General features: G+C 73.3%; 25 protein-coding genes. 13 read left to right on the top strand and 12 right to left on the bottom strand.

Annotated features, from left to right (window positions below; genetic code table 11):
• Positions 1-47: 47 nt before the first annotated feature.
• From ACFV9Q_RS12640 to ACFV9Q_RS12660, 5 genes are all read right to left on the bottom strand, one after another.
• Positions 48-1,499 (bottom strand): RNA polymerase sigma factor, encoded by a 1,452-nt coding sequence (locus ACFV9Q_RS12640; protein WP_377234697.1) that lies wholly within the window; start codon positions 1,497-1,499, stop codon positions 48-50.
• Positions 1,496-1,864, bottom strand: coding sequence for a YciI family protein (locus tag ACFV9Q_RS12645; protein ID WP_377234698.1), 369 nt, complete (start codon positions 1,862-1,864; stop codon positions 1,496-1,498). Before ACFV9Q_RS12645 ends, ACFV9Q_RS12640 begins: the two co-directional genes overlap by 4 nt.
• 10 nt (positions 1,865-1,874) lie before the next feature.
• Complete coding sequence (locus ACFV9Q_RS12650) at positions 1,875-2,219, bottom strand: YciI family protein (protein WP_377230226.1); 345 nt, start codon at positions 2,217-2,219, stop codon at positions 1,875-1,877.
• 131 nt (positions 2,220-2,350) lie between these two features.
• On the bottom strand, positions 2,351-3,610 hold the full coding sequence (gene ilvA, locus ACFV9Q_RS12655; protein ID WP_377234699.1) for a threonine ammonia-lyase: 1,260 nt from the start codon (positions 3,608-3,610) through the stop codon (positions 2,351-2,353).
• 29 nt (positions 3,611-3,639) lie between these two features.
• A complete protein-coding gene (locus ACFV9Q_RS12660) occupies positions 3,640-4,887 on the bottom strand; it encodes an AI-2E family transporter (protein ID WP_377234700.1) in 1,248 nt (415 codons plus the stop codon).
• A gap of 225 nt (positions 4,888-5,112) precedes the next feature.
• Here ACFV9Q_RS12660 and ACFV9Q_RS12665 point away from each other — a divergent pair, with 225 nt between their 5' ends.
• The 3 genes from ACFV9Q_RS12665 to ACFV9Q_RS12675 are packed head-to-tail and all read left to right on the top strand — an operon-like array spanning position 5,113 to position 8,566.
• Entirely contained in the window at positions 5,113-7,482 is a 2,370-nt protein-coding gene (locus tag ACFV9Q_RS12665; RefSeq protein WP_377234701.1) for a M6 family metalloprotease domain-containing protein, read from the top strand.
• A 47-nt stretch (positions 7,483-7,529) separates the two neighbouring features.
• A complete protein-coding gene (locus tag ACFV9Q_RS12670; RefSeq protein WP_377234702.1) occupies positions 7,530-8,021 on the top strand; it encodes a hypothetical protein in 492 nt (163 codons plus the stop codon).
• Positions 8,018-8,566 (top strand): peroxiredoxin family protein, encoded by a 549-nt coding sequence (locus ACFV9Q_RS12675; RefSeq protein ID WP_377234703.1) that lies wholly within the window; start codon positions 8,018-8,020, stop codon positions 8,564-8,566. The genes ACFV9Q_RS12670 and ACFV9Q_RS12675 overlap by 4 nt, the downstream gene beginning before the upstream one ends.
• A 57-nt stretch (positions 8,567-8,623) precedes the next feature.
• On the opposite strand, the gene ACFV9Q_RS12680 is transcribed toward ACFV9Q_RS12675, so the two are convergent.
• Positions 8,624-9,076, bottom strand: coding sequence for a helix-turn-helix domain-containing protein (locus ACFV9Q_RS12680; RefSeq protein WP_377234704.1), 453 nt, complete (start codon positions 9,074-9,076; stop codon positions 8,624-8,626).
• A gap of 116 nt (positions 9,077-9,192) precedes the next feature.
• Positions 9,193-9,792 carry a YdeI family protein gene (locus ACFV9Q_RS12685; RefSeq protein WP_377231308.1) on the bottom strand — a complete coding sequence of 200 codons (600 nt, stop codon included), beginning with the start codon at positions 9,790-9,792 and terminating at the stop codon, positions 9,193-9,195.
• Between the two features lie 109 nt (positions 9,793-9,901).
• Between ACFV9Q_RS12685 and ACFV9Q_RS12690 the strand changes: the two genes are divergently transcribed.
• On the top strand, positions 9,902-10,465 hold the full coding sequence (locus ACFV9Q_RS12690; protein WP_377234705.1) for a hypothetical protein: 564 nt from the start codon (positions 9,902-9,904) through the stop codon (positions 10,463-10,465).
• A 21-nt stretch (positions 10,466-10,486) separates the two neighbouring features.
• Here the strand turns inward: ACFV9Q_RS12690 and ACFV9Q_RS12695 are convergent, their stop codons facing one another.
• From ACFV9Q_RS12695 to ACFV9Q_RS12705, 3 genes are read right to left on the bottom strand one after another with little or no spacing between them, the layout of a single operon-like run.
• A complete protein-coding gene (locus ACFV9Q_RS12695) occupies positions 10,487-10,942 on the bottom strand; it encodes a type II toxin-antitoxin system VapC family toxin (RefSeq protein WP_377231310.1) in 456 nt (151 codons plus the stop codon).
• The gene (locus ACFV9Q_RS12700; RefSeq protein ID WP_377231311.1) at positions 10,939-11,154 is read right to left on the bottom strand and encodes a hypothetical protein; all 216 of its coding nucleotides are present in this window, start codon (positions 11,152-11,154) and stop codon (positions 10,939-10,941) included. Before ACFV9Q_RS12700 ends, ACFV9Q_RS12695 begins: the two co-directional genes overlap by 4 nt.
• Positions 11,155-11,186: 32 nt before the next feature.
• On the bottom strand, positions 11,187-11,966 hold the full coding sequence (locus ACFV9Q_RS12705; RefSeq protein ID WP_377234706.1) for a metallophosphoesterase family protein: 780 nt from the start codon (positions 11,964-11,966) through the stop codon (positions 11,187-11,189).
• A gap of 125 nt (positions 11,967-12,091) precedes the next feature.
• Here ACFV9Q_RS12705 and ACFV9Q_RS12710 point away from each other — a divergent pair, with 125 nt between their 5' ends.
• From ACFV9Q_RS12710 to ACFV9Q_RS12735, 6 genes are all read left to right on the top strand, one after another.
• Positions 12,092-13,093, top strand: coding sequence for a hypothetical protein (locus ACFV9Q_RS12710; protein ID WP_377234707.1), 1,002 nt, complete (start codon positions 12,092-12,094; stop codon positions 13,091-13,093).
• Entirely contained in the window at positions 13,090-13,893 is an 804-nt protein-coding gene (locus ACFV9Q_RS12715) for a hypothetical protein (RefSeq protein WP_377234708.1), read from the top strand. Before ACFV9Q_RS12710 ends, ACFV9Q_RS12715 begins: the two co-directional genes overlap by 4 nt.
• Before the next feature lie 48 nt (positions 13,894-13,941).
• A complete protein-coding gene (gene msrA, locus ACFV9Q_RS12720) occupies positions 13,942-14,628 on the top strand; it encodes a peptide-methionine (S)-S-oxide reductase MsrA (RefSeq protein ID WP_377231313.1) in 687 nt (228 codons plus the stop codon).
• A 123-nt stretch (positions 14,629-14,751) separates the two neighbouring features.
• Positions 14,752-15,354 (top strand): pentapeptide repeat-containing protein, encoded by a 603-nt coding sequence (locus ACFV9Q_RS12725; RefSeq protein WP_377234709.1) that lies wholly within the window; start codon positions 14,752-14,754, stop codon positions 15,352-15,354.
• A 120-nt stretch (positions 15,355-15,474) separates the two neighbouring features.
• Positions 15,475-18,021, top strand: a complete 2,547-nt coding sequence (locus tag ACFV9Q_RS12730; protein WP_377234710.1) for a glycoside hydrolase family 2 protein — start codon at positions 15,475-15,477, stop codon at positions 18,019-18,021.
• Positions 18,022-18,126: 105 nt separating this feature from the next.
• The gene (locus ACFV9Q_RS12735) at positions 18,127-20,295 is read left to right on the top strand and encodes an alpha-galactosidase (RefSeq protein WP_377234711.1); all 2,169 of its coding nucleotides are present in this window, start codon (positions 18,127-18,129) and stop codon (positions 20,293-20,295) included.
• Between the two features lie 88 nt (positions 20,296-20,383).
• On the opposite strand, the gene ACFV9Q_RS12740 is transcribed toward ACFV9Q_RS12735, so the two are convergent.
• A complete protein-coding gene (locus ACFV9Q_RS12740; RefSeq protein WP_377234712.1) occupies positions 20,384-21,085 on the bottom strand; it encodes an LPXTG cell wall anchor domain-containing protein in 702 nt (233 codons plus the stop codon).
• A gap of 136 nt (positions 21,086-21,221) precedes the next feature.
• The gene (locus ACFV9Q_RS12745; protein ID WP_377234713.1) at positions 21,222-22,202 is read right to left on the bottom strand and encodes a LysR family substrate-binding domain-containing protein; all 981 of its coding nucleotides are present in this window, start codon (positions 22,200-22,202) and stop codon (positions 21,222-21,224) included.
• Positions 22,203-22,314: 112 nt separating this feature from the next.
• On the opposite strand from ACFV9Q_RS12745, the gene ACFV9Q_RS12750 reads away from it, so the two are divergent.
• The 3 genes from ACFV9Q_RS12750 to ACFV9Q_RS12760 all read left to right on the top strand — a co-directional run bounded on the left by ACFV9Q_RS12750 (position 22,315) and on the right by ACFV9Q_RS12760 (position 26,223).
• Positions 22,315-22,716 (top strand): DUF5997 family protein, encoded by a 402-nt coding sequence (locus ACFV9Q_RS12750; protein WP_377232158.1) that lies wholly within the window; start codon positions 22,315-22,317, stop codon positions 22,714-22,716.
• A complete protein-coding gene (locus tag ACFV9Q_RS12755; protein WP_377234714.1) occupies positions 22,713-24,116 on the top strand; it encodes a class I SAM-dependent methyltransferase in 1,404 nt (467 codons plus the stop codon). The genes ACFV9Q_RS12750 and ACFV9Q_RS12755 overlap by 4 nt, the downstream gene beginning before the upstream one ends.
• Before the next feature lie 85 nt (positions 24,117-24,201).
• Positions 24,202-26,223 (top strand): adenylyl cyclase, encoded by a 2,022-nt coding sequence (locus ACFV9Q_RS12760; protein WP_377234715.1) that lies wholly within the window; start codon positions 24,202-24,204, stop codon positions 26,221-26,223.
• Positions 26,224-26,350 lie beyond the last annotated feature (127 nt).

A 26,350-nucleotide genomic window follows, 5' to 3' on the forward strand; every position in this document is an offset into this window, starting at 1 on the left:
TCCGACGGGCCCGCCCGGCGTCCGCCCACCGCACGGTGGGACGAGCGTCAGGCGGGCCCGTCGGCGTCTGCGGGCTCGGCGGCTGCCGGCTCCGCGTCTGCGAGCTCCGCGAGCCGCCGGCTCAGGAGCCGGCGGTCCCCCTCCCGGTCCACCTGACCGAGCGCCTGCTCGTACTGGACGGCGGCCTCGTCCGGCCGGCCCGCGCGCCGCAGCAGGTCGGCCCGCACCGCCGGGAGCAGGTGGTAGGCCGCCAGCTCGGGCGCGGACGCCACGGCGTCCAGCTCGGCCAGGCCCGCCTCGGGCCCGCGCAGCATCCCCACCGCGACCGCCCGGTTGAGCGCCACCACCGGCGAGCGCGTCATGTCCAGCAGCACGTCGTAGAGCGCGGCGATCTCGGCCCAGTCGGTCTCGTCGGCGGACGCCGCCCGCGCGTGCAGCGCCGCGATCGCCGCCTGCACCTGGTATGGCCCCGGACGCCGTACCGCGAGCGCGTCGTCGAGCACCGCGAGCCCCTCGGCGGTCTCGTCCTGCCGCCAGAGCAAGCGGTCCTGCTCCTCCAGCGTGCGGGGCACGGTGCCGGAGGTCGTGCCGTTCGAAGTGCCGGGCGGCGTGCCGGCCGCGGTGCCGGCCGCCGCGACCGGCCCCAGCCGCGCCGCCCGCCGCGCGTGCTGGAGCAGCAGGAGGGCGAGGAGGCCGCGGGCCTCGGGCTCGTCGGGCAGCAGGCGGGCGACGAGCCGGGCCACCCGCACGGCGTCGTCGGCCAGCGCCCGGCGGGCGGCGGCCCCCGCGACGTCGTCCGCGGGCTCGGCCCACGCGTCGTAGCCCTCGGTGAACAGCACGTACAGCACGGCGAGCACCGCGGAGACGCGCTCGTGCAGCAGCTCGGGCGGCGGCACCCGGAACGCGATGCCCGTGCTGCGGATCTTGCGCTTGGTCCGGGTCAGGCGCTGGGCCATGGTGGACTCCGGCACGAGGAAGGCCCGCGCGACCTGCGCCGTCGTCATGCCGGTGAGGGAGCGCAGCGTGAGCGCCACGCGGCCCTCCAGCGGCAGCGCAGGGTGGCAGCAGGTGAAGACCAGGCGCAGCAGGTCGCCGTCGGGCTCGTCCGGCCCGACGGCGTCCCACGCCGCGCCGTCCAGCGTGCTCACCGCGGCGTCGCCCACCGGGTCGGGCTCGGCCGCGGCGTCGTCGACCCCGGGCACCCCGCCGGCCCGGTAGGCGAGCCGGGCCGCGGTGGCGGTCTTCTCCCCCTCCACCTTGCGGCGCCGCAGCCGGTCCAGCGCACGGTTGCGGGCCGTCGTGGTGAGCCAGGCGCCGGGGCGGTCCGGGACGCCGTCGCGCTCCCACGTCCGCAGCGCCACCGCGAACGCCTCCTGCGCGCAGTCCTCCGCGAGGTCGAGATCACCCGTGCTGCGCGCGACGGCGGCGAGCACCCGGGCCCACTCGTCCCGGAAGGCTGCGGAGACCGCGTCGCCCACGGACGCGTCGGCGGTGCTCATGCCCCGGGCGGCTCGTCGTCGACCGGCCCGTCGACCGGCCCCTCGACCGGCCAGTAAGGGTGGACCTCCACCAGGCCGTCGCGGGCCCCGGGGTAGGACGCCGCGATCGCCAGCGCCGCGTCCAGGTCGGGCGCCTCGATGATGTCGAAGCCGCCGATGACCTCCTTCGACTCCGTGAACGGGCCGTCGGTCACGATGGACCGGCCGTCCCGCACGGTGACCCGCCGCGTGTCGGCGGCGGGCCGGAGGCGCGAGCCGGTCACGCGGGTGCCCGACGCGTCGTGGTCGGCCACCCAGCGGTCGAGGTCCGGTGTCGGGCCGCGGTCGGGGACGTCAGGCTCGATCGTGAGCATCAGGTAGCGCACGGGTGCTCCCTCAGGCCTGGTCCAGCTCGAGCGGCCAGAAGGGGCGCAGCTCGATCGCGCCCGTGTGCGCCATCGGGTGGGCGGCGGCGATCCGGATGGCCTCGTCGAGGTCGGGGGCGTCGAGCACGTCGAAGCCCGCGATGACCTCCTTGGTCTCGGAGAACGGGCCGTCGGTGACGATCACCTCGCCGGTGCGGACCTGAACGCCCACGGCGTCCGCGGGCGGGCGCAGCCGGTCGCCGAGCACGGCGCGGCCGGTGCCGTAGGTGTCGCGCACCCAGTCCTCGATCTCGGGCACGTTCTCCGCCTCGGCCGGGGCGTCGGGAGTGGACAGGACGAGCATGAGATAACGCATGGCGTGCTCCCTTCCGGGGGTGGTCCCCGGTCACATGGTGGCGCGGCCGGTCGGCCGCGTCACCCTGACGACGAACGGGAGCACGCCCGCACGACACCCGGACCCGATCAAGATTCAGGTCAGATCACGGGTCAGAACGCGGCGACCTCGTACCCCTCGGACTCCAGCCGCTCCACGACGGCGGACCGGTGCTCCTCGCCCTTGGTCTCGAGCTGCAGGTTGACCGACACCTCGGACACCGAGAGCGAGACGTCGGTGCGCGTGTGGTCCACGGCCACGATGTTGGCGCCGGCGGCGGCGATGGTCTCCACGAGCCGCGCGAGCGCGCCGGGCTTGTCCATCAGCCGCACCTGCAGCTTCAGGTATCGCCCCGCGGCGACCAGGCCGTGCTGCACCACGCGGAGCAGCACGAGCGGGTCGATGTTTCCGCCCGACAGCACCGCGACGACCGGCCCCCGGAAGACGCCCGGCCCGGCGGCCATGATCCCGGCGACTCCGGCGGCGCCGGCCGGCTCGACCATCAGCTTGGAGCGCTCCAGCACCGCGAGCAGGGCGCGCGAGAGCTGGTCCTCGGTGACCGTGCGGACCTCGACGCCCTCCTTCTGCACGATCCCGAACGGCACGTCGCCCGGCAGGCCGACCGCGATGCCGTCAGCCATGGTGGCGCCGAGCTTGCCCGCCATCGGCTTGCCGGCCTTCAGCGAGCCGGGGTAGGCCGCGGCCGACGCCGCCTGCACGCCCACGACCTTGACGTGCGGCGCGGCCTCGGCCAGCACGGCCGCGATCCCGGCGACCAGCCCGCCGCCGCCCAGCGGCACGACGACGGTGGCGACGTCGGGCACCTGCTCCAGGATCTCCAGGGCGACGGTGCCCTGGCCGGCCACGACGTCGACGTGGTCGAACGGGTGGATGAGCACCCGCCCGGAGCGGGCGGCCTCGACCCGCGCGGCGGCGAGGGCCTCGTCCACGGAGGTGCCCACCATCCGTACCTCGGCCCCGTAGCCGCGGGTCGCGGCGACCTTGGGCAGGGCGGCGTCCACGGGCATGTAGACGACGGTGTCGATGCCGAGCATGCTCGCGGCGAGCGCCACGCCCTGCGCGTGGTTGCCGGCGGAGGCCGCGACGACGCCGCGCTCGCGCTCCTCGGGCGACAGGCGCGCGAGCCGCACGTAGGCGCCGCGCACCTTGAACGAGCCGGCGCGCTGCAAGTTCTCGCACTTGAGCAGCACCTTCGTCCCGGCGATCGTCGAGAGCGCGCGGCTCTCGGTCACGGGGGTACGGGTGATGACGCCGTCGAGAAGCTCGGCGGCAGCCCGGGCGTCGTCGGCGGACACCGTGAGGTGACCGCCGTAGGACTCCAGGTCGAACGGATCCAGTGGCACAGCGCGCATGTTGCCCGACTGCGCCGCCAGATGCACGTTCAGAGCTTCGGATCACCCTCCGGGGCGGCCGGCGCTGCGTCGGTCGAGACGTCCTCGACGGCGTTCTCGGCCACCACGCCGGGGCTGCGCCGCAGCCGGAGCGGGATGGGCGGCGCGTCGGCGGCGCGCCATCTGATCGGTAGCGCGTCCTCGTCGCCGAGCTCGGGGAACTTGTCGTGCCCGTTGAGGTAGAGGATCACGGTGTTCAGGAGCGCCGCGAGCGGCACGGCGAACAGGGCGCCGACGATGCCGGCCGCCAGCGACCCGGCGGCCACCGCGAGGATCACCGCGACGGGGTGCAGCGAGACGGCCTGGCCCATGAGGAACGGCTGGAGCGCGTGCGACTCGATCTGCTGCACCAGCAGCACCACGCCGAGCATGATGAGCGCCGCGACCCAGCCGTTCGAGACGAGCACGACGACGACGGCGATCGCGCCGGTCACGATGGCACCGACCACGGGCACGAACGAGCCGACGAACACCAGGATGGCGATCGGCAGCGCGAGCGACGGGACGAAGAACACCGCGCCGATGCCGATGCCGACGGCGTCCACGGCCGCGACGAGGATCTGCGTGCGGGTGTAGGCGGCGAGCGTGACGGCGCCGCGGCGCCCGGCCTGGTTGACCCGCTCGCGGGCGGACAGCGGGAGCAGCCCGACGATCCAGCCCCAGATGCCGCGCGAGTCGTACAGGAAGAAGAAGGTGCAGAACAGCGCGATCAGGGCGCCCACCAGCACGCTGCCCGCGGTCGCCGCGGCACCCAGGGCGCCGCTCACGATCGCGCCCTGCTGCGCCTCGAGCTGGTCGAGGATGTCCTTGCTGTAGCTCTCCAGCTCGTTCTCGAGCCCGAACGTGGCCGAGAGCTGCGACCACAGCTCGTTGAACCCGCTGATGGCCTGCGTGCGCAGGTCGGCGAAGCCGTTCGCGATCGACTGCCCCGCCAGCGTGATCAGGCCCGCGACGACCAGGATCAGGCCGATCAGGGAGAGCCCCGCGGACAGCCCCCGCGGGACCCGGAGCCGTTCGTTGAGCACGCGCCGCACCGGCGTCAGCATGATCGTCAGCAGCAGCGCGACCGCCACCGGGACCACGATCGTCTTGAGCAGCGCGAGCAGCCACAGGACCGCCGCGACGAACGCGCCGATCAGCAGCATGCGCCACGACCAGGAGGCGGCGGCCCGGATGGCCGGCGGGACGGCACCCGACTCGTCGGTGCGGGGCGGCGCTGTGGTCTGGCTCGACGTCACGCTTGTCTCCTCGGTCTGCGGCACGGACAACACCCTAGGGGAGCACACCGACACCCGGCAGGCGCGTTCACGCGCCGCACGGAAGGTGCACCGGGCGCACACGGATCCGACAGATGTCGGAGGCAACGCCCGACACCTGACCGATGACGCCGCGCGCGGGCCCTCGTAGCCTCGCGGCACGGCCCGGTCCGGGTCGTGCCACGGACGATCGGGAGGGCGACCCGCATGAGGCTCCGACGAGGCACACGACCGGCACCGACCAGCACGACCAGCGGCCGGACCAGCAGCAGAGCCGTCCGGCGCACGGTGGCCGTCGCGGCCGCCGCCGCGCTCGCCGTCCCGCTCACCCTGCCGCTGGCGGGGGCGACGTCGACCGCGGAGGCGACCGGTCCGGCGTCGGGCAGCCCGGTCGCTGCGCCGGACCCGCAGGACTGGACCGACCAGGCGGAGATGACCTGGGAGGACTACACGCCGGTGCGTCCGGCGGAGTGGGACTCGGCGGAGACCTCGTCGGGCAGCGACGTGCAGTACCGGACGGCGGTGATCCTGCTGGAGTTCGAGGACCAGCCGTTCCTCATCACGCAGGACCCGCAGTCGCACCCCTTCGGCAACCCCGCGAGCGGGTTCCAGCCGGTCGCGCCCGAGGACGTCAACCAGTGGTTCTACGACTACTACGCCACCCCGAACGAGTACAACGGCGGCCAGACCCTGCACGGGTACTGGATGGAGGACAGCCACGGTCGGATCGGCGTCGACGTCGAGGTGTTCGGGCCGTACGAGCTGCCGGGCAAGCTGCACGAGTACGGCTACGACGCGTCGTTCAACGCGCCCGTCGAGGAGTTCTGCCCGCAGGGCGACGAGTGCGGCAAGAACATCCGGCAGGCCGGGTTCGCGGCCTGGCACGAGGACCTGGGCGGGTGCGCGGAGCAGCTCTGCGGCTTCGACAACGCCTTCTGGGTCACGGCGGGGCACGACGAGACCTCCACATGGGAGGAGTTCGGGCAGATGATGTTCGAGTCGCCCGACGACGTGCCGGATGCGCTGGGCCCGCCGCGCGGCCCGGACGGCGAGGCGCCCCTGGACCAGAACGGCGACCCGATGCCGAACTGGGCGCACACCCGGTACGTGGAATGGACGTCCTGGCAGTCGGCGGCCAACCACTGGCCCAACGCGAGCGGCGGCACCTCGACGCAGGCGGAGAGCTCCGGCCTCAGCGTGTTCGCGCACGAGTTCAGCCACCTGCGCAGCCTCCCGGACAACTACAACAACCCGTTCGCCGACAACACCCGCGCCTACACCGGCTACTGGGAGATGATGAGCCGCGGCTCCTTCAACGGGCCGGGCGGCACCCACAACCGGTGGCAGATCCCGAACGCGGGCGGCTCCGCCCTCGGGCCGCACCACATGCTCCACTTCAAGCAGGACCTCGGCGTGCTCACCGAGGAGGACCAGGTGCTGCTGACCCGGTCGGAGCTCGCGGAGCAGGGCGTGGCGGTCGCCACGCTGCAGGCCCGCTCGGCGGTGCCGGCCTCGCAGGGCGGCGCCGGCAAGGTGGGCCTGGAGGTCGCGCTCGACGGCGGGTACACCGCGGGCCAGTGCGCCGTGGACGTGCCGGAGGACACCGACTTCTGGTGCCCGGACGGCACGGCCTGGACCGACTACACGATGGAGGTCGTGGACCGGGTGGGCAACGACTCGTTCACCGCCGGCCACGGCGTCCTGCTGGCCCAGAACCAGCCCCGGAGCACCCCGCGGGAGTGGATCGTCGACGCCAACCCCGCGGACATCGGCCGCATCGACTACTACCGGCCGGACGGCACGCCTGTCCCCGTGGTGCGCGGCGACCCTCGCCAGCTCGACGACGCGACGTTCCACGCGGGCACCGGCTCGGGCAGCTCCTTCGAGTACGTGGACGAGCCGAACGACCTGCACGTGTACGTGCTGGACGCCGCCCGCGACGCCTCCGGCACGCTCACCTACGACGTCGCCGTGCGCAACCGTCAGGCCTCGGGCGCGTTCGAGCGCGGGGCGCGGCTCGGCCGCGCCGAGCAGCACCCCGTGGGCGCCGGCACCACCCTGGTGAACGTGCCGCTGCGGAACCCGGGCGAGGCCGGCGAGGGCGTGCACGGCTCCGACGTGTACCGGGTCTCGGCGTCCGTGCGGGGCCGCGGCTGGGACGTGGCGCTGCCGTACGAGGTGACGGCCGTCGAGGCGGGCGGCACGCTGCCCGTGTCGGCCTGGGCGACGGCGTCGGACGGCGCGGCGCGCTCCGCGACCCTGACGCTCACCGTCACCAGCGAGTCCGACCCGTCCGTGTCGAGCACGGTGCGCGTGCCGCTGCGCGCTCAGGCTCCGACGGTGCACTCGTTGTCCCGCCTGGTGGAGGACTACCGGGAGCGCGGCGTGCTCACCCGCGCCGAGGCGCAGCGGCTGACGGCGGTGCTCCGCGTCGCGGGCCACGAGCACGGCGGCGCGGCGGACGCGGCGCTGGCCCGGTTCGCGCAGGACGCCGCGGGCCTGGCCGACGTCGGGCAGCGCAACCTCGCCGCCGCGGCGCTGGCCGCGGCGGCCGGCGACCTGCGGGACGCGGGGTGAGCTCGTTGGGCTCTCTCTGGAAGGGCGGGCGCGGCGAGGTCGGTCGGTTGCAACGAGATCGGTCCGTCGACGGACCGATCTCGGCGCGACGGACCGATCTCGCGGGGGCAGCCCAGTGGTTGCGGGCGGCCGCCGTCGGTGTGTGCCTGGTCGGGGTGGTGGCCGGGTGCTCGGGTGGGGCCGGGGGCGGCGGGGAGACGCAGGCCGTGCGCCTCGTGGTGCCCGACGCGAACATCCGCGAACCCGCCGACCCGTGCTCGGGTGCGCGTGCCTTCCGGTACGCGCACCCGGAGGCGCCGTACGAGCTGGTGGCCGACGGCGACGTGCTCGCCGCCGGCGCGCTGCCCGAGGGCCGCGCCGAGAAGGCCTTCTCGATCGACCTGGGCACCGCCCGGCAGCCCACCGTGTGCGTCATGTCGATCGAGGTCCCGGCATCGGTCGACCTGGCGGACGCCGAGCTGACGATCGACGGCCACGGCCCCGTGCCGATCGAGCCCAACCCCGCCCTCGACGACGCACCCGAGGCGGTGCTGCGGTGAGGCGCGCCCTCGCGGCGCTGCTCGCGACCGGGCTGGTGATCGGTGCCCTCGCCGGCTGCGCCGGGACCCCGCGCGGGCAGCTGCCGGGGCCGGTCCCCGCGGGCGTGGAGTTCCGGCTCGCGCCCGACGACGCGCCTCCGGCGCCCCCGCTCACCCTGGAGCTGACCGACGGCACCACGCTGGACCTGGCCGAGCAGTGGGCGGAACGCCCCGTCGTCCTCGTGTTCTTCGAGAGCTGGTGCACCCGCTGCACGGGCCAGCAGGGGCCGATCAACGACGTGGTCGAGGAGTACGAGGACCAGGTGCTGTTCCTGGGCGTCGCGAACCTCTCGGACCCTGGCGACGTCGCCGCCTACGTCGAGGAGAACGACATCACCTATCCCGTGGCGGTGGACCCGACCGGCGACGCGTGGCTCAGGTACGCGGTCGCCGAGGCGCCGCTGGTGGCCCTGGTCGGCAAGGACGGCGGCCTGCTGCGGGGCTGGCCCGAGGGGGTCACGGGCCGCGAGCTCGGTGCCACCATCGCGGAGCTGGCGGTGCGGTGACGTGCCGGTGCCGTCGTGCCGGTGCCGTCGTGCCGGTGCGGTGACGGGCCGGACCGGCTACGCGCCCGGCGCGGCCGCCTGGTCGGGGAGCCGGCCCGCCGCCCGGGCGACCCGGAGCGCCAGGTGCAGGGCGAGCCGCTCGGTGCCGTCCTTGAGGTCGGTGCCGGCGAGCTGCTCGACCCGCTGGAGCCGGTAGTACAGCGAGGTGCGGTGCAGATGCAACGCCGCCGCCGTCGCCCGCGCACTGCCCGCGAGCTCCAGGTACGTCTCCAGCGTGTGCAGCAGGAGGGCCGCCTCCGGCAGGCCGAGCAGCGCCTCGAGGCCCGGGTGCACGCTGGCGCCGTCGGCGGCGAGGCGCGCGGCCACGGCGTCGAGCGCGCCGGACGCCGTCGCGCTCCGGCCGGCGGGACGCTCGGGACGAGCGGCGCCGGACGGCGACCCGGGGGTGCTGGGCACGAAGGTGACCAGCACGTCCCCCGTCTCGAGCCGAAGTACGACCTCGCTGTCCACGGCCCCTCCCCGGTCTCGGCGCTGCGGGAACCGCCGCCGCCAGGAACCCTAGTGAAGCCGCTCAGCGGATCTCAAGGACACTTTCAGGGCAGATCCCGGGCAGATCGCGGCCGCGGTCAGTCCTCCAGCTTCCGCTTCTGCGGGTAGACCGTCTCGCCCCGCTCCAGCATGCCCACGAACTTGGCGATGTTCCGCGCCCGCGTCTCCGGCTTCTTGACGCCGGTGACACGGAAGAGGATCGCGAACCGGTTCTGCGCCGTGAGGATCCCGAACATCGCCGTCGCCCGCGGGCTGGCCGCGAGCGCCTCCGCGAGGTCGGGCGGGACCTCGATGTTCTTGCTGCCCTCGTACGCGACGTCCCAGCGGCCGTCGGCCTTGGCCTTGTCGATCTCCTGCTGGCCGCGGGGTCGCATGCGCCCCTCGGTGGTCAGGCGGGCCACGATGCGCACGTTCCGTGCGGACCAGCGGCTGCGCGACCGGCGCGGGCAGAACCGCTGGAGCGACGTCGTGTCGTCCCGGCTGCGGCCCTGCGCGTCGATCCAGCCGCTGCACAGCGCCTCGTCGAGCGCGGTGTCGTACGTCAGGGTGGTCGGGGCGTCCTTGCCCTTGCGCGCGAGGATCAGCCAGACGCCGTCCGACGTCTCCTCGTTCTCGTCGAGCCACGCGCGCCATGCCGCGACGTCGGTGAACAGGACCTCGGTGTCGGTGTCGGCCATGGACAGGACGCTACGCCGGGCCACTGACATCGCCACCGACGCCGACACCTCCTCCCCGCCGCCGTCAATGACGCTGACGCCGGCGGGCCGCCGAGGCTACGGTGACGGGATGACGACCTGGCAGATCAGCACGACCGCCGGCGACCCCGCGCGGGTCGCGACGGTCCTCCCGGGCAGCGGGTACACCGCGCAGGGTCCGCTGCTCTGGTACGCCGCCAAGACGTTGCGCGCGGCCGGCTGGACCGTCCGCACGTTCGCCTGGGACGAGCTCTCCCCGGACTGGGGCGAGGCCCGCCGGACCTACGGGGAGGCGATCCAGGACGCGTCGGTGCCCGACGGCGGCCGGCACCTCGTGGTCGCCAAGTCGCTCGGCTCGTTCGCCCTGCCGGTCGCGGTGGACCTCGGCCTCCCGGGGGTCTGGCTGACGCCGGTGCTCACCGGCCACGCGTCCGAGCCGGTCCGGGCCGCGATCGCCGCCGGGAGGGCGCCGGCGCTGCTCGCCGGCGGCACGGCGGACCCGCTGTGGGACGGCGGTGTCGTGACCGCCCCGGACACGGAGGTGCTGGAGGTCGACGGCGTGGACCACTCGCTCGAGGTGGGCGACTGGCGCCGGTCGCACGAGATCCTCGCGCGTGTCACCGGAGCCGTGGAGCGCTTCGCGGCTCAGCTCTGAGCGGCCCGTCCGATCGGACGCTCAGACGTGCTCGCCGTCTGCCGGAAGGATCGCGAAGTACTCGTGTCCGCTGAGCGGGCTCACCACGCGGTAGTCCTGATCGGTCGCAACGACCAGGTTGGTCCCCAAGGAACCGGCCACGACCACGTTCATGGCATCCGCGAGGTCCAAGGACCCGGGCTTGCGACGCTTGCGCTGCATCGTCCCCTCGTACTTCTTGATAAGAGCCCTCGCGGTGCCGTAGTCCTCCGGTCGCGGGTCTGCCACCTCGAAGAAGCCGTCCGTGACGTTCTCCAGGAAGTCGCTCGCCGCCAGGTGCTCGCCTGCAGCGCTCAACAGGTAGTGGACCTCGGCGATCACCAGCGGTGTAACGACCGCGACTCTGGCCGACTCGAGCGTCTCCCGGAACTGGTCGTGCTGTGGCTCGCCCGGATCCATGGCCGCGACGATCCCTCCGGTGTCGGCGACGACGATCACTCGCCGAAGCCATCCATGAGCTCGTCGACACGGCGGGTCAGGCCGTGCTGCCGCAGTCGCCCCTTCATCTTCGGGCGTGTGCGCAGATGGTCGTGGATCACCTGGTCGATCCCCTCGCGAATGAGATCCGCCTGCGATCGACCTGTGAGCGCGCCCACACGGTCAAGATCAGCCTTGCGCTGCTCGTCCAGGTAGATGCTCGTCTTCATCATGCCCTACATGATGCCCTACCCAATGCCCTACATCAAGGTGTGCCGCCTTCGGCTCGCCCGTCCCGCGGGCCGAACGCCCGCAGCGCGTCGGCGTCGCTGTTGGCCGACGTCACGTACTCCCGCGCCCACTCCTCCGCCCCGGGGTAGGCGCTCCCGGCGGCCATCGCGGCGATGGCCGCCTCGACGTCGACCGGGGTGTGCCGCAGCTCGACCTGGCCGTCGCGCAGGAGGGCCCACGACCCGCCGGCGCGGCCGTACGGCATGCCGACGCTGCCGGGGTTGACGCACAGGCGCCGGTCGACGAGCCGGACGAACGGCATGTGGGTGTGCCCCATGACCACGGTGGTCACGTCGGCGTCGAGGCCCCCGAGCACGTCGGCCCAGCGCTCCAGCGAGGAGTCGACGAGCACCACCTCCTCGTCGTCGCGCGGGGTGCCGTGGCAGAAGACGACGCGGCCGAACCCGCGCACCGCCAGCTCGACGGGGTGCGGCAGGCCGGCGAGCAGCGCGACGTCGTCGGGCCGCAGCCGGGACGCGGCCCACGGCGCGACCGGGTCCGGGATGTCGGTGCTGCCGCCTCGCGCGAGCGTCACGAGCTCCCGGTCCGCGTTCCCGCGGACCAGCACGGCCCGCTCCCCCAGGGCCCGGAGGCGGTCCAGGACCTCGACGGGCTGCGGCCCGGCGGCGTGGTCCCCGGTGACGACCACCCGGTCGGCGGCTGCCACGTCGGGTTCCGCGAGCACCGCCTCCAGGACGGGGAGCACCCCGTGGACGTCAGACAGGACCGCTACCGTGGAGACCTCGCTGCTCATGTGCCGACGATGGCCTGCGCGCGCGTGTGGTGCCACCGGATCTGCCGACGGCAGAACACCAGGACCGTCTCGCACGATCCAGCAAAGTCGCCTAGAGTATAAGCATTAGGCAGGAAAGGCGTCTGATGCTTATCACCGAACCGTGGTCCACGATCGCCGAGCAGCTCGGCCTGGTCGTCACGGCACCGCCGGACGGCAGCGGAGCCGACGTCGTGCTGACCGGCGCAGGCTGGCCGGCCACGGCCTACCGCACGAAGGTCTTCCCCGCCCCGGTCCGTCCGGCCACCGTGCGCGCCCTCGCCACGTCCGCCAGGAACGAGGGCCACTCGCTGCTGCTCGTCGTGCCGTCCGCGAGCGCCGGTGTCAGCCGAGCCGCACAGGAAGAGAACGTGTCGCTGCTCATCGTCCCCGGTTCACCAGGCAGCCCCGTTCATGGATTCCTGCTCTCCTCGGCCGGACGCCGCGATCTTGCCGATCCTGTCGCCCCGAGCGAGCCGAGCAGACGCCCGGGCCGTATCCCCTGGGCGACATACGCGCTGGCCTTCGAGCTCCTCGAGGCCCCAATTGCCTCCCAGCGCGCCCTGGCGGGCCGGATCGGAGTAACCCAGCCACGCGTCAGCCAGGCCTTGCAGGGCCTCGGCGATGCCGTTCGCCGCACACGGACCGGATGGGAAGCGCGCTCTCCCGACGATCTGGCCGACTGGATCCTCGCCGGTTATCCATGGCAACCGAGGATCGCCACCTCGTGGCTGACGCTCGACGCTCCGGTGGCCGCCGCCCAGCGTGTCACGACAGAGCTGCGGGAACGGGGCATCGAACACGCGGTAGGCGGCGACGTCGCCGCGGACTCGCTCGCCCCCTGGGCCCGGCCGTCCAGCGCCTGGATCTGGACAGCGGCGCAGATCGACCTCCAGGAGGCCGGAGCGACGCCGACGACCGCCGACGCGGCGAACCTGTTCCTCGCCGTCCCCGACGACCCCCACCTCCTGAGGTCAGCCGCGCGTCCGGAGAACAGCTACCCGGTACTCGCTCCGTGGCGGGTGTGGATCGACCTCGCGCGCCAGGGGCACGACGATGCCGCGGTCGCCCTTCGACGACACCTCAGCTCGCACAGGGGACAGGGATGACCGTCCTCCAGCTGACCTCATCGTCCGCCGCCACCGACGGCGCCTGGCTCGCGGCGGCCGACGTCGCCGCGATCAGCGCCGCGCTCGGTGTCGAGTACCGCCTGGTCGGCGGCATCGCCACCACCCTCCTGACCCATGTCCACGGGGTCGCGGACCGTGTTCCCGCGCGGGAGACGGCCGACGCGGACATGGGTGTCTCCACATCGGTGTGTGCGGATCCGCGCTTGCCCGAAGCCCTGTCGAGACTCGGCTACACGCGGGAGGACGGCAGCCGCTTCGCACGGGACGCCCCGGGCGAAAGACGCGTCATCGACGTGCTCGTCCCGTCGTATCTCGGAAAGCACGAACCCAACCAGGAGCTGGGCTCCTTGGTCGTCGACGCCGTGCCCGGGCTGTCGCTCGCCCTCGCCCTGCCCGCGACGGAAGTGGTGCTTACGGCCCATCTCAGCTCGGGGAGCACCGTCGAGCTGTCCCTGCTGCTCCCCGACGTCCGCGCAGCCCTCGTCCTGAAGGCGTACGCCTACCGGGAACGGCTCACGGACCGGGACGCCGTCGACATCTGGAGACTTCTCGAGTCCGCGGAGAGCGCGGGTCTCGGCGTCGGCGACTGGCCGACGCGGGTGAGCGGGCGCGATACCGCGGCGTACCTGCACAAGTTCTTCGGCACCGCAGGCGCACCGGGCGCACGGCGCGCGTCGCCGGTACCCCGGACGCAGGCACGGGTCCGGCTCCTCGTGCAGAAACTCGTACCCCGACCCGGTGCGAGCGATGGAACACCGCCGATCCCGCGCGTGTTGTGATGGACAAACGTGCCACCGCACGAATCAGACCCAAAGGATGTGTGTTCGATGACTTTCCTGAACTCCCTCTTCGGCCCGGGCTCCGGTTCGAGCAAGACCACCATGGTGGCCCCCGAGGACGCCCTGCCCGGGCGCTCCGCACCGCTGCTCCAGGCCCCGCGCCCGCACACCGTGCTGGGCTCGTCGATCACGGGGCCGTGGGAGCCGGGCACGCGGGTGCTCTACCTGGCGATGGGCTGTTTCTGGGGCGCCGAGGAGATCTACTGGCAGGTCCCCGGTGTCGTGAGCACCGCCGTCGGCTACATGGGCGGCACCACGCCCAACCCGACGTACGAGGAGGTCTGCACCGCGCGGACCGGCCACACGGAGACCGCCCTCGTGGCGTACGACCCGACCAAGGTCAGCGAGGCCGAGCTGCTCAAGATCTTCTGGGAGCGGCACGACCCGACGCAGGGCTTCCGCCAGGGCAACGACGTGGGCACCCAGTACCGCTCCGGCATCTACTGGACCACGCCGGAGCAGGCCGAGGCCGCGCAGGAGACGGCGAAGCGCTACGCCGAGGTGCTGAGCGCCAAGGGGTACGACGCGATCACCACGGAGATCGCCCCCGCCGCCGAGGCCGGGCCGTTCTACTACGCCGAGGACTACCACCAGCAGTACCTGTCGGCCGCGAAGAACCCGAACGGCTACCGCTGCCACGCGACCACGGGCGTCCCGTTCCCGGACGCCGCCTGACCGTGTGACCGACTGACTTCTTGACCGCGTGAACCCGACGCCCCGCCGCCCGCAGCGGCGGGGCGTCGTCGTGGGGGCGCAGTCGGTGGGGCACTGTCAGTGGGTACCCGTAGGGTCGACCGCATGATCCGGATGCCCGCCACAGAGCTCACCGTCAGGGGCGAGGACTGGTACGCCCGCGACCTGTCCGGCGAGGACCACATGGCCACGCTGTTCGCCGACATGGACCTGACGGAGACCACGGGCACGGGCGCCACGTTCGACTCGTGCGTGTTCCGGGGCGTCCGCTTCAACAGCGCCCACCTGACGGAGTTCGCGTTCACGTCGTGCGTCTTCGACGCGTGCGTCTTCTTCGACGCGAAGCTGGAACGCTGCAAGCTCGTGGGCTCGCAGTTCAACAACTGCCGGTTCGACCTGCTCAAGGTCGAGGGCGGCAACTGGTCCTTCACCAACCTGCACCGCGCGGCTCTCGCCGGTGCGCAGCTCGAGGGCGTGCGGCTGCGCGAGGCAGACCTGTCGGGGATCAAGGCGGCCGGGGGCGTCCTGGTCGGCTGCGACCTGTCGGCCTCAGACCTCCACGAGGCCGACCTCACCAACGCCGACCTGCGGGGCAGCGACCTGTCGTCGCTCGACCCCCTGACGGCGAACCTCACCGGAGCGGTGGTCAGCGAGGCCCAGGCGATCCTCCTCGCCGAGCGGCTCGGCCTGGTGGTCCGGCCCGACTGAACGCCGTCCCGGGGGCGGCGAACCGACCGGTGGTATCGGTTCGATCCGCGGCGACGCGCACCCTATGCTCGGGTCGCTCGCACACGCACTGAGCGCACCGCTCTGGGAGGACGAGGATCGATGAAGATCAGCCGCGACCTGACCGACTGGACCCTGACCGCGACGGGCGGCCCCGTCCCGGCGGACCTCGCCGGGGTCCCCGTCCCGGCGACGGTCCCGGGCACGAGCCACACCGCCCTGCTGGAGCAGGGGCTCATCCCCGACCCGTACCTCGGCACGAACGAGACCTCGGTCGCCTGGATGAAGCGCACCACCTGGCGGTACGCGACCGTCCTGGACGAGCCGCCCGCCGCGGACGACGAGCGCGTCGACCTGCTCTTCGAGGGCGTCGACACGGTGGCCGGCGTGGCGGTCGACACGGACGTGGAGCACGCCGCCGTCGGCCAGGGCCGCACCCAGCTCGGCCGCACCGCGAACATGCACCGCTCCTACCGCTACGACGTGCGCGAGCTCGTCGGCACGCCGGCCAACCTGGTGGTCGACCTCGACTCCGCGATCGAGACGGCCGAGGCCGAGGCGAAGCGGCTCGGCGTCCGCCCCATGGCCTACGACCAGCCGTTCAACATGGTGCGCAAGATGGCCTGCTCGTTCGGCTGGGACTGGGGTCCGGACCTGCAGACGGCCGGCCTGTGGAAGCCCGTGCGGGTGGAGCGCTGGCGGGTGGCCCGGCTGGCCCGGGTGACCCCGCTGGCCACCGTGGCCGACGACGGCACGGGGCTGGTCGACGTACGGGTCGAGATCGAGGCCTCCGGCCTGGCCGACACGCCGCGGCTGACCGTCGACGTCTCCGTCGGGGACCGCGGGACCAGCACGGGGATCCCGGCCGGCTGGTCCGGCGGCGTCCTGGACGTGCGGGTCGAGGCCGGCGACGTCGACCTGTGGTGGCCCACCGGGTACGGCGACCAGCCCCTCTATCCGATCGAGGTCACCCTCTACGAGGGCGACGGCGAGGACCGCTCGAACCCGCTGGACGCGTGGTCCGGCCGGGTCGCGTTCCGCACCGTCGAGGTGGACCGCGAGCGCGACGAGCACGGCACGGGCTTCACGTTCCTGATCAACGGCAGGCGGGTCTTCACGCGCGGGGCCAACTGGATCCCCGACGACCACCTGCTGACGCGCATCACCCGCGAGCGCCTCGAACGGCGGGTGGACCAGGCGCTGGGCGCGAACCTCAACCTGCTGCGGGTGTGGGGCGGCGGCATCTACGAGTCGGACGACTTCTACGACGTCTGCGACGAGAAGGGCGTCATGGTCTGGCAGGACATCCTGCTGGCCTGCGCCGCCTACCCCGAGGAGGAGCCCCACCGGTCCGAGTTCGAGGCCGAGCTGCGGGAGAACGCCGCCCGGCTGGCGCCGCACCCGTCGCTGGTGCTGTGGAACGGCGGCAACGAGAACATCTGGGGCCACGAGGACTGGGGCTGGAAGGAGCGGCTGGGCGACCTGACCTGGGGCGCCGGCTACTACTACGAGCTCTTCCCGAAGGTGCTGGCCGAGGTCGACCCGACCCGCCCCTACTCGGACGGCTCGCCCTACTCCCCCGGCTTCGCGCCCGAGCAGGTGCACCCCAACGACCCGGACCACGGCACGCACCACCAGTGGGACGTGTGGAACCGCGTGGACTACTCGCACTACCGCGACGACGTGCCGCGCTTCGCGTCGGAGTTCGGCTTCCAGGGTCCGGCCACCTGGGCGACCCTGACGAGGGCGATCCTTCCTGACAGCGCTGACGGGCCGGACGGCGCGGCCGTCCCGGAGGGCTTCAAGGAGTCCGAGGTCTTCCTGCTGCACCAGAAGGCGATCGACGGCAACGGCAAGCTGGACCGCGGCCTGGCCCCGCACCTGGACGTCCCCGAGGACTTCGTCGACTGGCACTGGGCCACGCAGCTCAACCAGGCGCGCGCGGTGCGGTACGCCGTGGAGCACTACCGGTCGTGGTGGCCGCGCACCGCGGGCGCGATCGTGTGGCAGCTCAACGACTGCTGGCCCGTCACGTCCTGGGCCGCCGTGGACGGCGACGGCCGGCGCAAGCCGCTCTGGTACGCGCTGCGGAACGCGTTCGCCGACCGGGCGGTCACGGTGCAGCCGCGCGGGGACGGGCTGGTCGCTGCGCTGGTCAACGACACCGACGAGCCGTGGGCCGGCCCGGTAGCGGCGGCCCGGACCACGCTGGGCGGCGAGGTGCTGGCGACGTCGGACAGCGAGGTCGTGGTGCCGCCGCGCTCGGTGACCCTGGTCCCGCTCGAGGGCGACCTGGTCGCCGTGGCCGACGCCGCGCACGAGGTGCTGGTCGTATCCCTCGGCGCGGAGCGCGGGCTGCACGGCTGGTCCGAGAGCAAGGACCTGGCGCTCGACGCCGCGCCGCTGGAGACCGCGGTCACCGCCCAGGACGGCGGCTACCGCGTCGAGGTGACGGCGACGTCGCTGGCGCTCGGCGTGTCCGTGCTGGCCGACCGGCTCGACCCGGACGCCGAGGTGGACGAGCAGGTGGTCGACCTCCCGGCGGGCACGACGGCGGTGTTCCACGTGACCACGAGCCGCGACCTCGACCCGGCAGCGCTGGTCTCGCGGCCGGTGCTGCGCACCGAGAACGACCTCGTGGCGCGCTAGGCGCGTCGCCACCCGCGGCACATCACCCGCACGAGCAGGACGAAACCCGATCCCCTGTCAGTGACCGCGCGTACGGTGTGGTTCAGGGGGCGAGAGGACAGCACGATGCACAGGTTCGACGAGGTCACGAGCTGGTCGGTGCTGCGCCGCGACGGTGTCGCCGTGGTCGTGGCCCACCCCGAGCGCGGGCTGCCGCTCGTGCTCCACTGGGGCCCCGACCTGGGCGACCTGTCGCCCGCCGACCTGCAGGCGCTCGACTCGGCGACCAGCCGGCAGACCGCGCCCGGCACGCTCGACGCCGCGTGGCGGCCCTCCCTGCTGCCGCAGGAGTCGGACGGCTGGGCGGGCCGCCCCGGCCTGCTCGTGGCGGCGGGCGGCATCTCGCTGTTCCCACGCTGGACCGTCACCGAGGTGGAGCGGGACACCGCCGACCTGCTGGTCACGGCCCACGACCCGGACCTGGGGCTGACGCTGCGCTCGCACCTGGAGGTCGGCGCGGGCGGGCTCGTCCTGCTGTGGCACGAGCTGGCGAACGACGGCCACGACCCCGTGGACGTGCACTGGCTGGAGGCCACGCTGCCCGTGCCGCGGGCGGCGGACCACCTGACCCAGTTCACGGGCCGCTGGTCCCGTGAGAAGTCGCCGGTGACCACGCCGATGCCGGGCGGCAGCACGGCCCGGCAGACCCGCCGGGGCCGGTCGGGTCACGACGCGCCCTGGGTGACGGTGGCGTCGTCGGGCACGCCGCGCCACCGCACCGGCGAGGCCTGGGCGACCCACCTCGGGTGGAGCGCCGACGTGACGCACCGCGTGGACCACCTCACCGAGCACGCGACGCTGCTCGGGGCGGGCGAGCTCGTGCGCCCGGGCGAGGTCCGGCTGGCGCCCGGCACGGCGTACCGTACGCCGGTCGCGTACTTCGCCTGGTCACCGCGGGGCCTGGACGGCGTCCAGGACCGGTTCCACACTTGGATGCGGGCGCGTCCGCAGCACGTGACGAGCCCGCGGCCGCTGGTGCTGAACACGTGGGAGGCCGTGTACTTCGACCACTCCCCGGCCAAGCTGGAGCGGCTCGCGCGGCGCGCCGCGGCGGTGGGTGTGGAGCGCTTCGTGCTCGACGACGGCTGGTTCCACTCCCGGCGCGACGACACCACCGGGCTGGGCGACTGGGTGGTCGACCACGACGTGTGGCCCGACGGGCTGGGCCCGCTCGCGGGTCTGGTCCACGAGCTGGGCATGGAGTTCGGGCTGTGGTTCGAGCCCGAGATGGTCAACCTCGACTCCGACCTGGCCCGCGCCCACCCGGAGTGGATCCTCTCGAACACCGCGGCCGTCCCGTCGCCGGACGGGCTGTCGTTCCGCACGCAGTACGTGCTGGACCTCGCCGTCCCCGAGGCGTGGGAGCACGTGCGCGGCCAGATCTCGGCCCTGGTCACGGAGCTGGGCATCGACTTCGTCAAGTGGGACCACAACCGCGACCTCACCGAGCCCGTCCACGTCGGGACGGACGGCGTCGGGCGGCCGGGCACCCACGTGCAGACGCTGGCCGCGTACGCCCTGATCGCCCGGCTCAAGGCCGATCACCCGGGGCTGGAGATCGAGTCGTGCTCCTCGGGCGGTGCACGGACCGACCTGGGGATCCTGGAGATCACCGACCGCGTGTGGGCCTCCGACTCCAACGACCCGGTGGAGCGCCAGGACATCCAGCGGTGGACGTCGCTCGTGCTGCCGCCCGAGCTGATCGGGGCGCACGTCGGCCCGTCGCCCGCGCACTCGTCGGGGCGCACCACCGACCTCTCGTACCGCGTGGCCACCGCGCTCCAGGGCCACGCCGGGTTCGAGTGGGACCTGCTGGCCTGCACGGACGACGAGCTGATCGCGGTCACGGCGTACGCGGCGCTCTACAAGGAGCTCCGGTCGCTCGTGCACACCGGCACGGTCGTGCACGGCGACACGGTGGACCCCGCGCTGCGGGTCACGGGCTTCGTCTCCCCCGACCGCGCCGCGGGCGTGTGGACGGTGGCGACCGTGGCCTCGCTCCAGGACGCCCTGACGGAGCGGGTGCGGCTCGACGGGCTCGACCCGGCCCGGCGCTACAGCGTGCGGGTGCGCGACGAGGTGGGTTCCGCGAAGTGGATGGGTGGCATCACGCCCGGCTGGCTCGGCAAGGAGGCCGTTGACGTGCCCGGCTCCGTGCTGACCGAGGTCGGGCTGCAGCTCCCCACGCTGTGGCCGATGCAGGCGCTGATCATCCAGGTGACGGCGGCCGACTGACGCGGAACAGGGCTGACACAGGCAGGGCGGGTCGGGACCGATGCTCCGGTCCCGACCCGCCCTGCTGCTGTGGTGGTGTACGGGCTGCTCAGCTGCTGAGCGCGCCCTTGCGCCGCAGCACGAGCAGGGTCACGCCACCGCCGACGAGCGCGAGCGCGATCAGCGTGAAGCCGATGACGGTGCTGGCACCGGTCGCGGCGAGCTCGCCGGGCTCCTCCGCGGAGGGGGACGCAGTGGCGTCGACGCCCGTGGCGGGGGCGGACTCCTCGGCCGGCGCGTTGCCCTCCTCGGGCTCCCCTGCCTCGGGCTCGTCGACGGCGGGCTCCGACGGCTCGGTGCCGGTGCCGTCGGTCGGCTCCTCACCGGGCTCCTCGCCCGGCACCGTCGGCTCCTCGCCCGGCACCGTCGGCTCCTCGCCCGGCACGCTCGGCTCCGGCGTCGGCTCGGCCTTGACCGTGATGAGCGTGTAGTGGCTGATCGCCTTGCCGGACGAGTGCGAGATCGTCACCTCGGCCGCGGGCGGGTCGACGACCACGTCCTCCGGGCCGAGGCCCTGGTTGGCTGAGCCCGCCTTCACGCAGTAGCCGGTGATGAGGTAGCCGTCGGGCGCGGTGACCACCAGGGTGGTGTGCTCACCGCTGACGTCGACCTTGCCGTCCTTCGGGCAGGTGGCCGAGCCGGTGGTCGCGACAGGAGCGCCGGCGACCGGCGCGGCGAACGCGGCGGTCGAGGGGACCAGAAGTCCCGCGACGAGGAGCGCGGATGCTCCCAGGACGGTCATCTTGCGCACTGAGCGCTCCTTCGGGAAAGGGATGGGGCAGGTGTGCCCGACGTCGAGCACGATTCCCGGAGCGTAGCGACAATGGCGCAGATCGCCAATATCCGCTTATCTCAGTAAAATACCTTACAACGACTTTTCTTACGCTCTACCGACCTTTGCCTTTTTTCTTTCCTTGGGACGCGGAACGCCCGCCCTTGCCGCGCTGGGCACCCCCTCGGCCTCCGGCAGCAGCCGTACCTCGCCCCGTACCAGACCGCTTCTTGGCCCCTGACACGCTCTTCGAGGATTTCTTCACCCCGGTCCGGGCGGATTTCGCTGTCGGCGCATCGGCGGACGCCCCGTCCGCCCCCTGGCGGGACGACGGCGCGCCCCGGCCGCGTGAGCTGTTGACCGTGCGCCCCCGGACGATCCCGATGAGCTCCTCGACGAGGTCCGTGGTGCGCTCGATCGGCCACACCAGGCCCACCGGCGCCGTCGGCCCGTCGGAGAGCGGACGGTAGGTCACGTCCTTGCGGCGGTGCAGCCGCGCCAGCGACATCGGCAGCACGGCCACCCCGACGTTCGCGGCGACGGTCGCGACGACGTCGGCGGTGGTCGGGACCCGCTCCAGCGGGTTGCCGTCCGGGTCCGCCGGCAGCGTGCCCGGGACGGTGCGGCCTCCGGTGAACAGGACGTCGTCGCCGGGCACCCAGACGGGGTCCTGCGCGATGTCGCCGGCGGAGACGGTCTCGTCGTCGGCGAGGGCGGCGAGCAGGTGGTCCCGGGAGAAGAGGACCACCGACGACTCCTCGTAGAGCGGGATCGCGGAGAACACGTCCTTGTCCACCGGGAGACGGCCGATAGCGGCGTCCACGTCGCCCGACTCCAGCGCGGCCGCGACCGCGCCGGCCTCGACCTGGACCAGCTCCAGGCGCACGTCGGGCAGCCGCTCGTGCCACACGCTCGCCCACTTGCCCGGCGTCGCGCCAGGCACGTAGGCGAGGCGGAAGCGGGGCCTGCCGTCGAGCTCGGCGTCGGGTTCGGCGTCGGGTTCGGCGTCGGAAGTCTCGTCGAAGGCCTCGTCGGAGGTCTCGTCAAGGACCTCCTCGGGAGCGGCGGGTCCGACGTCGGGTACGGGCTGGTTCACGCCCCCAGGCTACGGGGCCCGGGGTCGATCGCCCCCGCACGAGCGGCCACGAGCGGCGAGGATCACGCCCGCCATGGAGAGCGTGGCGGGCGCACCCCGATACCCTGGGAACATGAGTTCCTCCTTCGCCTCGCAGCGGTTCAAGCCGTCCAACGCCGCCAAGCGACTCGGCGTCTACCTGCCTGCCACGCCGCAGGAGTTCCAGGACACCCCGATCTCGCGCGCGGAGCTCGAGGAGCTGGAGACCAACCCGCCCGAGTGGCTGGCCGACCTGCGCCGCAACGGCCCGCACCCGCGGCCGGTCGTGGCGGGGCGTCTCGGCATCTCGATCGCGGGCCTGGCCCGCGGCGGCATCACCGACCCGCTGACCACCGAGCAGATCAACGAGCTGCGCGACAACCCGCCGGAGTGGCTGGCGCAGGAGCGCCAGACGGCCGAGCAGGTGCGGGCCGAGGAGGAGCGCGTCGAGGAGGCCCGCAAGGCCGCCGAGAAGAAGGCCCGCTCCGCGCGGTGAGCCCCGAGGTGGAGGCCGTCCTCGCGCGGCTGCGGCCGTACCCCGAGGACGGTTCCCGGGCCGACGGCCCGGTCGCGGCCGACGCGACCGACCGGCTCCTGCTCGACGAGGCCGCCGCGCTCGTCCGTGAGTTCCCCGACGACGTCGTGGTGGTCGGCGACCGGTTCGGCGCGCTGACCCTGGGCGCGCTGGCGAGCGGGGCTCACAAGGTCCGCACCCAGATGGACGCGGTCACGGCCGAGGCGGCGCTCTCCGCCAACTCCAGCCTGGTGAGCAAGGCCCTGTGGGACGGGCGTGCCCGGGCCACTGCGAGCGTTCCCGTCCCGCACGAACCGGCCGGACCGGGGTTCACCCAGCACGACCGGCTGGAGCCGCGGCTGTTCGAGGGCGCCCGCCTCGTGCTGCTCCAGCTCCCGGCGTCGCTCGCGGAGCTGACCGAGATCGCCGAGCACGTGGCCCGGTACGCCGACCCGTCGGTCACGCTCCTCGCGGGCGGCCGGGTCAAGCACATGACGCACGCGATGAACGACGTGCTGGGCGCGTCGTTCACGCAGGTCAGCGCGTCGCTCGCCCGGCAGAAGTCGCGGCTGCTCGTCGCGCGGGAGCCGCGGGCCGACGTCGGACCGCTCACCTACCCCGTCACGGCGCGGCTGACCGACCGGGAGATCCTGGACGCGATCGTCCCGCCGGGCACCGCCCCGGAGAGCCAGGCCCCGGACGCCGCCGGCCAGGACCGGCCCACCGGCCTCACCGTCGTCGCGCACGGCGCCGCGTTCGCCGGCGCCACCCTGGACCACGGCACACGCTTCCTCCTGGCCCAGGCGCACCGCTGGCCCCACCTGTCAGACCTCCAGGTCCCTCCGGTGACCTCCACGTCCGACACGGCTGACACGTCCGACACCCCCGCGGCGCCGGTCCCCGGCATGGACGCCCACCCGGTCGCGATCGACCTCGGGTGCGGCACCGGCATCCTCGCCACCGTCCTGGCCCTCCGGTACCCCACCGCGCACGTGATCGCGTCGGACCGGAGCCGGGCCGCCTGCGACTCGGCCGGGGCGACGCTCGCCGCGAACGGCGTCCGCACGGCCCGGATCGTGCGGGACGACGCCGGGGCACTGCTCCCAGTCCCCGACGGCTCGGCCGACCTGGTGCTGCTCAACCCGCCCTTCCACGACCGCGCCGCGCTGAGCACCGACGCGGCGCACCGGATGTTCGCCACGGCGGGCCGCGTGCTGCGCGACGGCGGCGAGCTGTGGACCGTCTTCAACACGGGGCTGCACTATCGCCGCGCGCTGGAGCGCGCCGTCGGGCCCACCGAGCACGTGGCCCAGGACCGGCGGTTCACCGTGACCCGGAGCGTGCGGAAACTACTTACCGACATGTCAGTGACCGGCGGTTAGCCTGGCTGGGCGCTCGCCCGGGCGCACCCGCACGGCAGCACGCCCGGCCTCGGCCGGCCTGCCCCGAGCACGTAAGGAACTGTCGATGAGGACACTTCGCACCACCCTGCGCGGCGCCGCCGTCGCGGCGGTCGCAGCATCGCTCGCCGCGGGAGCCGCGGTCACGGCGCTACCCGCCTCGGCCGCACCGACCGCCGCCGAAGGCAGGGCCATGGCAAAGGCCTCCGCGACGAAGCAGGCCGGACCGGCCGCGCACCAGCCCGCCGCGCACACGCCCGGCAAGCACAAGCCCACCAGGCCGAAGACGCCCAAGCCGAAGAAGGCGGCCGCCGACCCCGACTTCGGCCCCAACGTCACGTTCATCGACGAGACCTGGACCGCCGACCAGATCAACTCCTTCCTCGACACGGTGAACGACGAGGCGGAGTTCAGCCAGAACCGGCACCAGGTCTTCTTCGAGCCCGGCACCTACGGGAGCGCCGCCGGCCAGGACGACCCGGCCACGGCCACCGGGATCGTCAACGCCCACGTGGGCTACTACGAGTCCATCGCCGGCCTCGGCGCGCAGCCCGACGACGTCCACATCAACGGCGCCCTGCACGTGGAGCCCGTGGTGGGCTGCCCCAACCAGCCCTGGGCCTGCGCCGACCCCGGCTCCCTGACCCGCTTCTGGCGGTCGATCTCCAACATGGGCATCAACCCGATCCAGCGCCCGGTCGGCGAGGACGCGGCCCTGCCGTACCCCGCGGGCGTGACCGAGCCGCACCAGATGCGGTTCGCCGTCTCGCAGGCGGCGCCCATGCGCCGCATGGACATCCAGGGCAACCTGACGATCTTCGGCCGGTACGGCGAGTTCGCCTCGGGCGGCTATCTCGCCAACTCACGCGTCTCGGGCACCATCGTGTCCGGCTCCCAGCAGCAGTGGTTCACCCGCAACTCCGAGGTGGGCGCCTGGGACGGCGGCGTGTGGAACATGGTCTTCGCCGGGGTCCAGGGCGCGCCCGCCACCAACTTCGGCCAGCCGGTGGGCGAGAACGTCGGCGTGACGACGACGATCGGCTCCACGCCGGTCAGCCGCGAGGCCCCGTTCCTGTACCGGGGCGACAACGGCGAGCTGTCCGTGTTCGTGCCGAACGCGAAGACGGACAGCAGCGGTACCGACTGGTCCACCGGATCGGACGCCGGCCAGTCGATCGGCATCTCCGACTTCTACGTCGCCAAGGAGGGCACGGACGACGCCGCGTCGATCAACGCCGCGCTCGCCAGCGGCAAGAACCTCGTCCTGACCCCCGGCGTGTACGAGCTCGACGCACCCCTGCAGGTCGACCGCGCCGACACCGTCGTGCTCGGCCTGGGCTACGCCTCGCTCACCCCGACCGCCGGCAACGCCGTCGTCGAGGTCGGCGACGTGGCGGGCGTCAAGATCGCCGGCATCACCGCCGACGCCAACGTCCCCGAGTCGGAGACGCTCATCCAGGTCGGCCCGCAGGGGGCCACCGTCTCCGACGCCGCCGACCCGACCACGTTGACCGACGTCTTCGTCCGCGTGGGCGGCCCCTGGGCGGGCAAGGCCGTCACCTCCATCGAGGTGAACAGCCCCGACACGCTCCTGGACCACATCTGGGCCTGGCGCGGCGACCACGGCAACGGCATCGGCTGGGACGTCAACACCGGCGCCCACGGCGTCGTCGTCAACGGTGACCGCGTCACCGCGACGGGGCTGTTCGTGGAGCACTACCAGGAGGAGCAGACCATCTGGAACGGCGAGGACGGTCAGACGCTCTTCTACCAGAACGAGATCCCGTACGACGTGCCGAACCAGGCCGCGTGGATGGACGGTGACCGCCTCGGCTACGCCGCCTACCGCGTCGCCGACGACGTGCAGAACCACTCCGCGATCGGCACCGGCACGTACTCGTTCTTCAACCAGGGCCAGGACATCCGCCTGGAGTCCGGTATCCAGGCGCCGGACACCCCGGGCGTGACGTTCCGGTCGCTGACCGCCATCTTCCTCAACGGCTCGGGCGGCATCAACCACGTCATCAACGGCACCGGTGGCGCGGTCCAGCAGGGCACGCAGCGGTCCCAGGTGGTCAGCTACCCCTGACCCACCCCCGAAACCAAAACCGCTGAGTGGAGGGGATGTCCCGGCCGACGGGGGGCAGGCGGGGGAGGGCCACGAAACCCGCGGCTCAGCCTTGTTTGGACGGGGGCACTTGAGGGCCACGAAGGGC

The sequence above is a fragment of the Promicromonospora sp. NPDC059942 genome (assembly GCF_042731755.1).
Classification (GTDB): Bacteria; Actinomycetota; Actinomycetes; order Actinomycetales; family Cellulomonadaceae; genus Promicromonospora.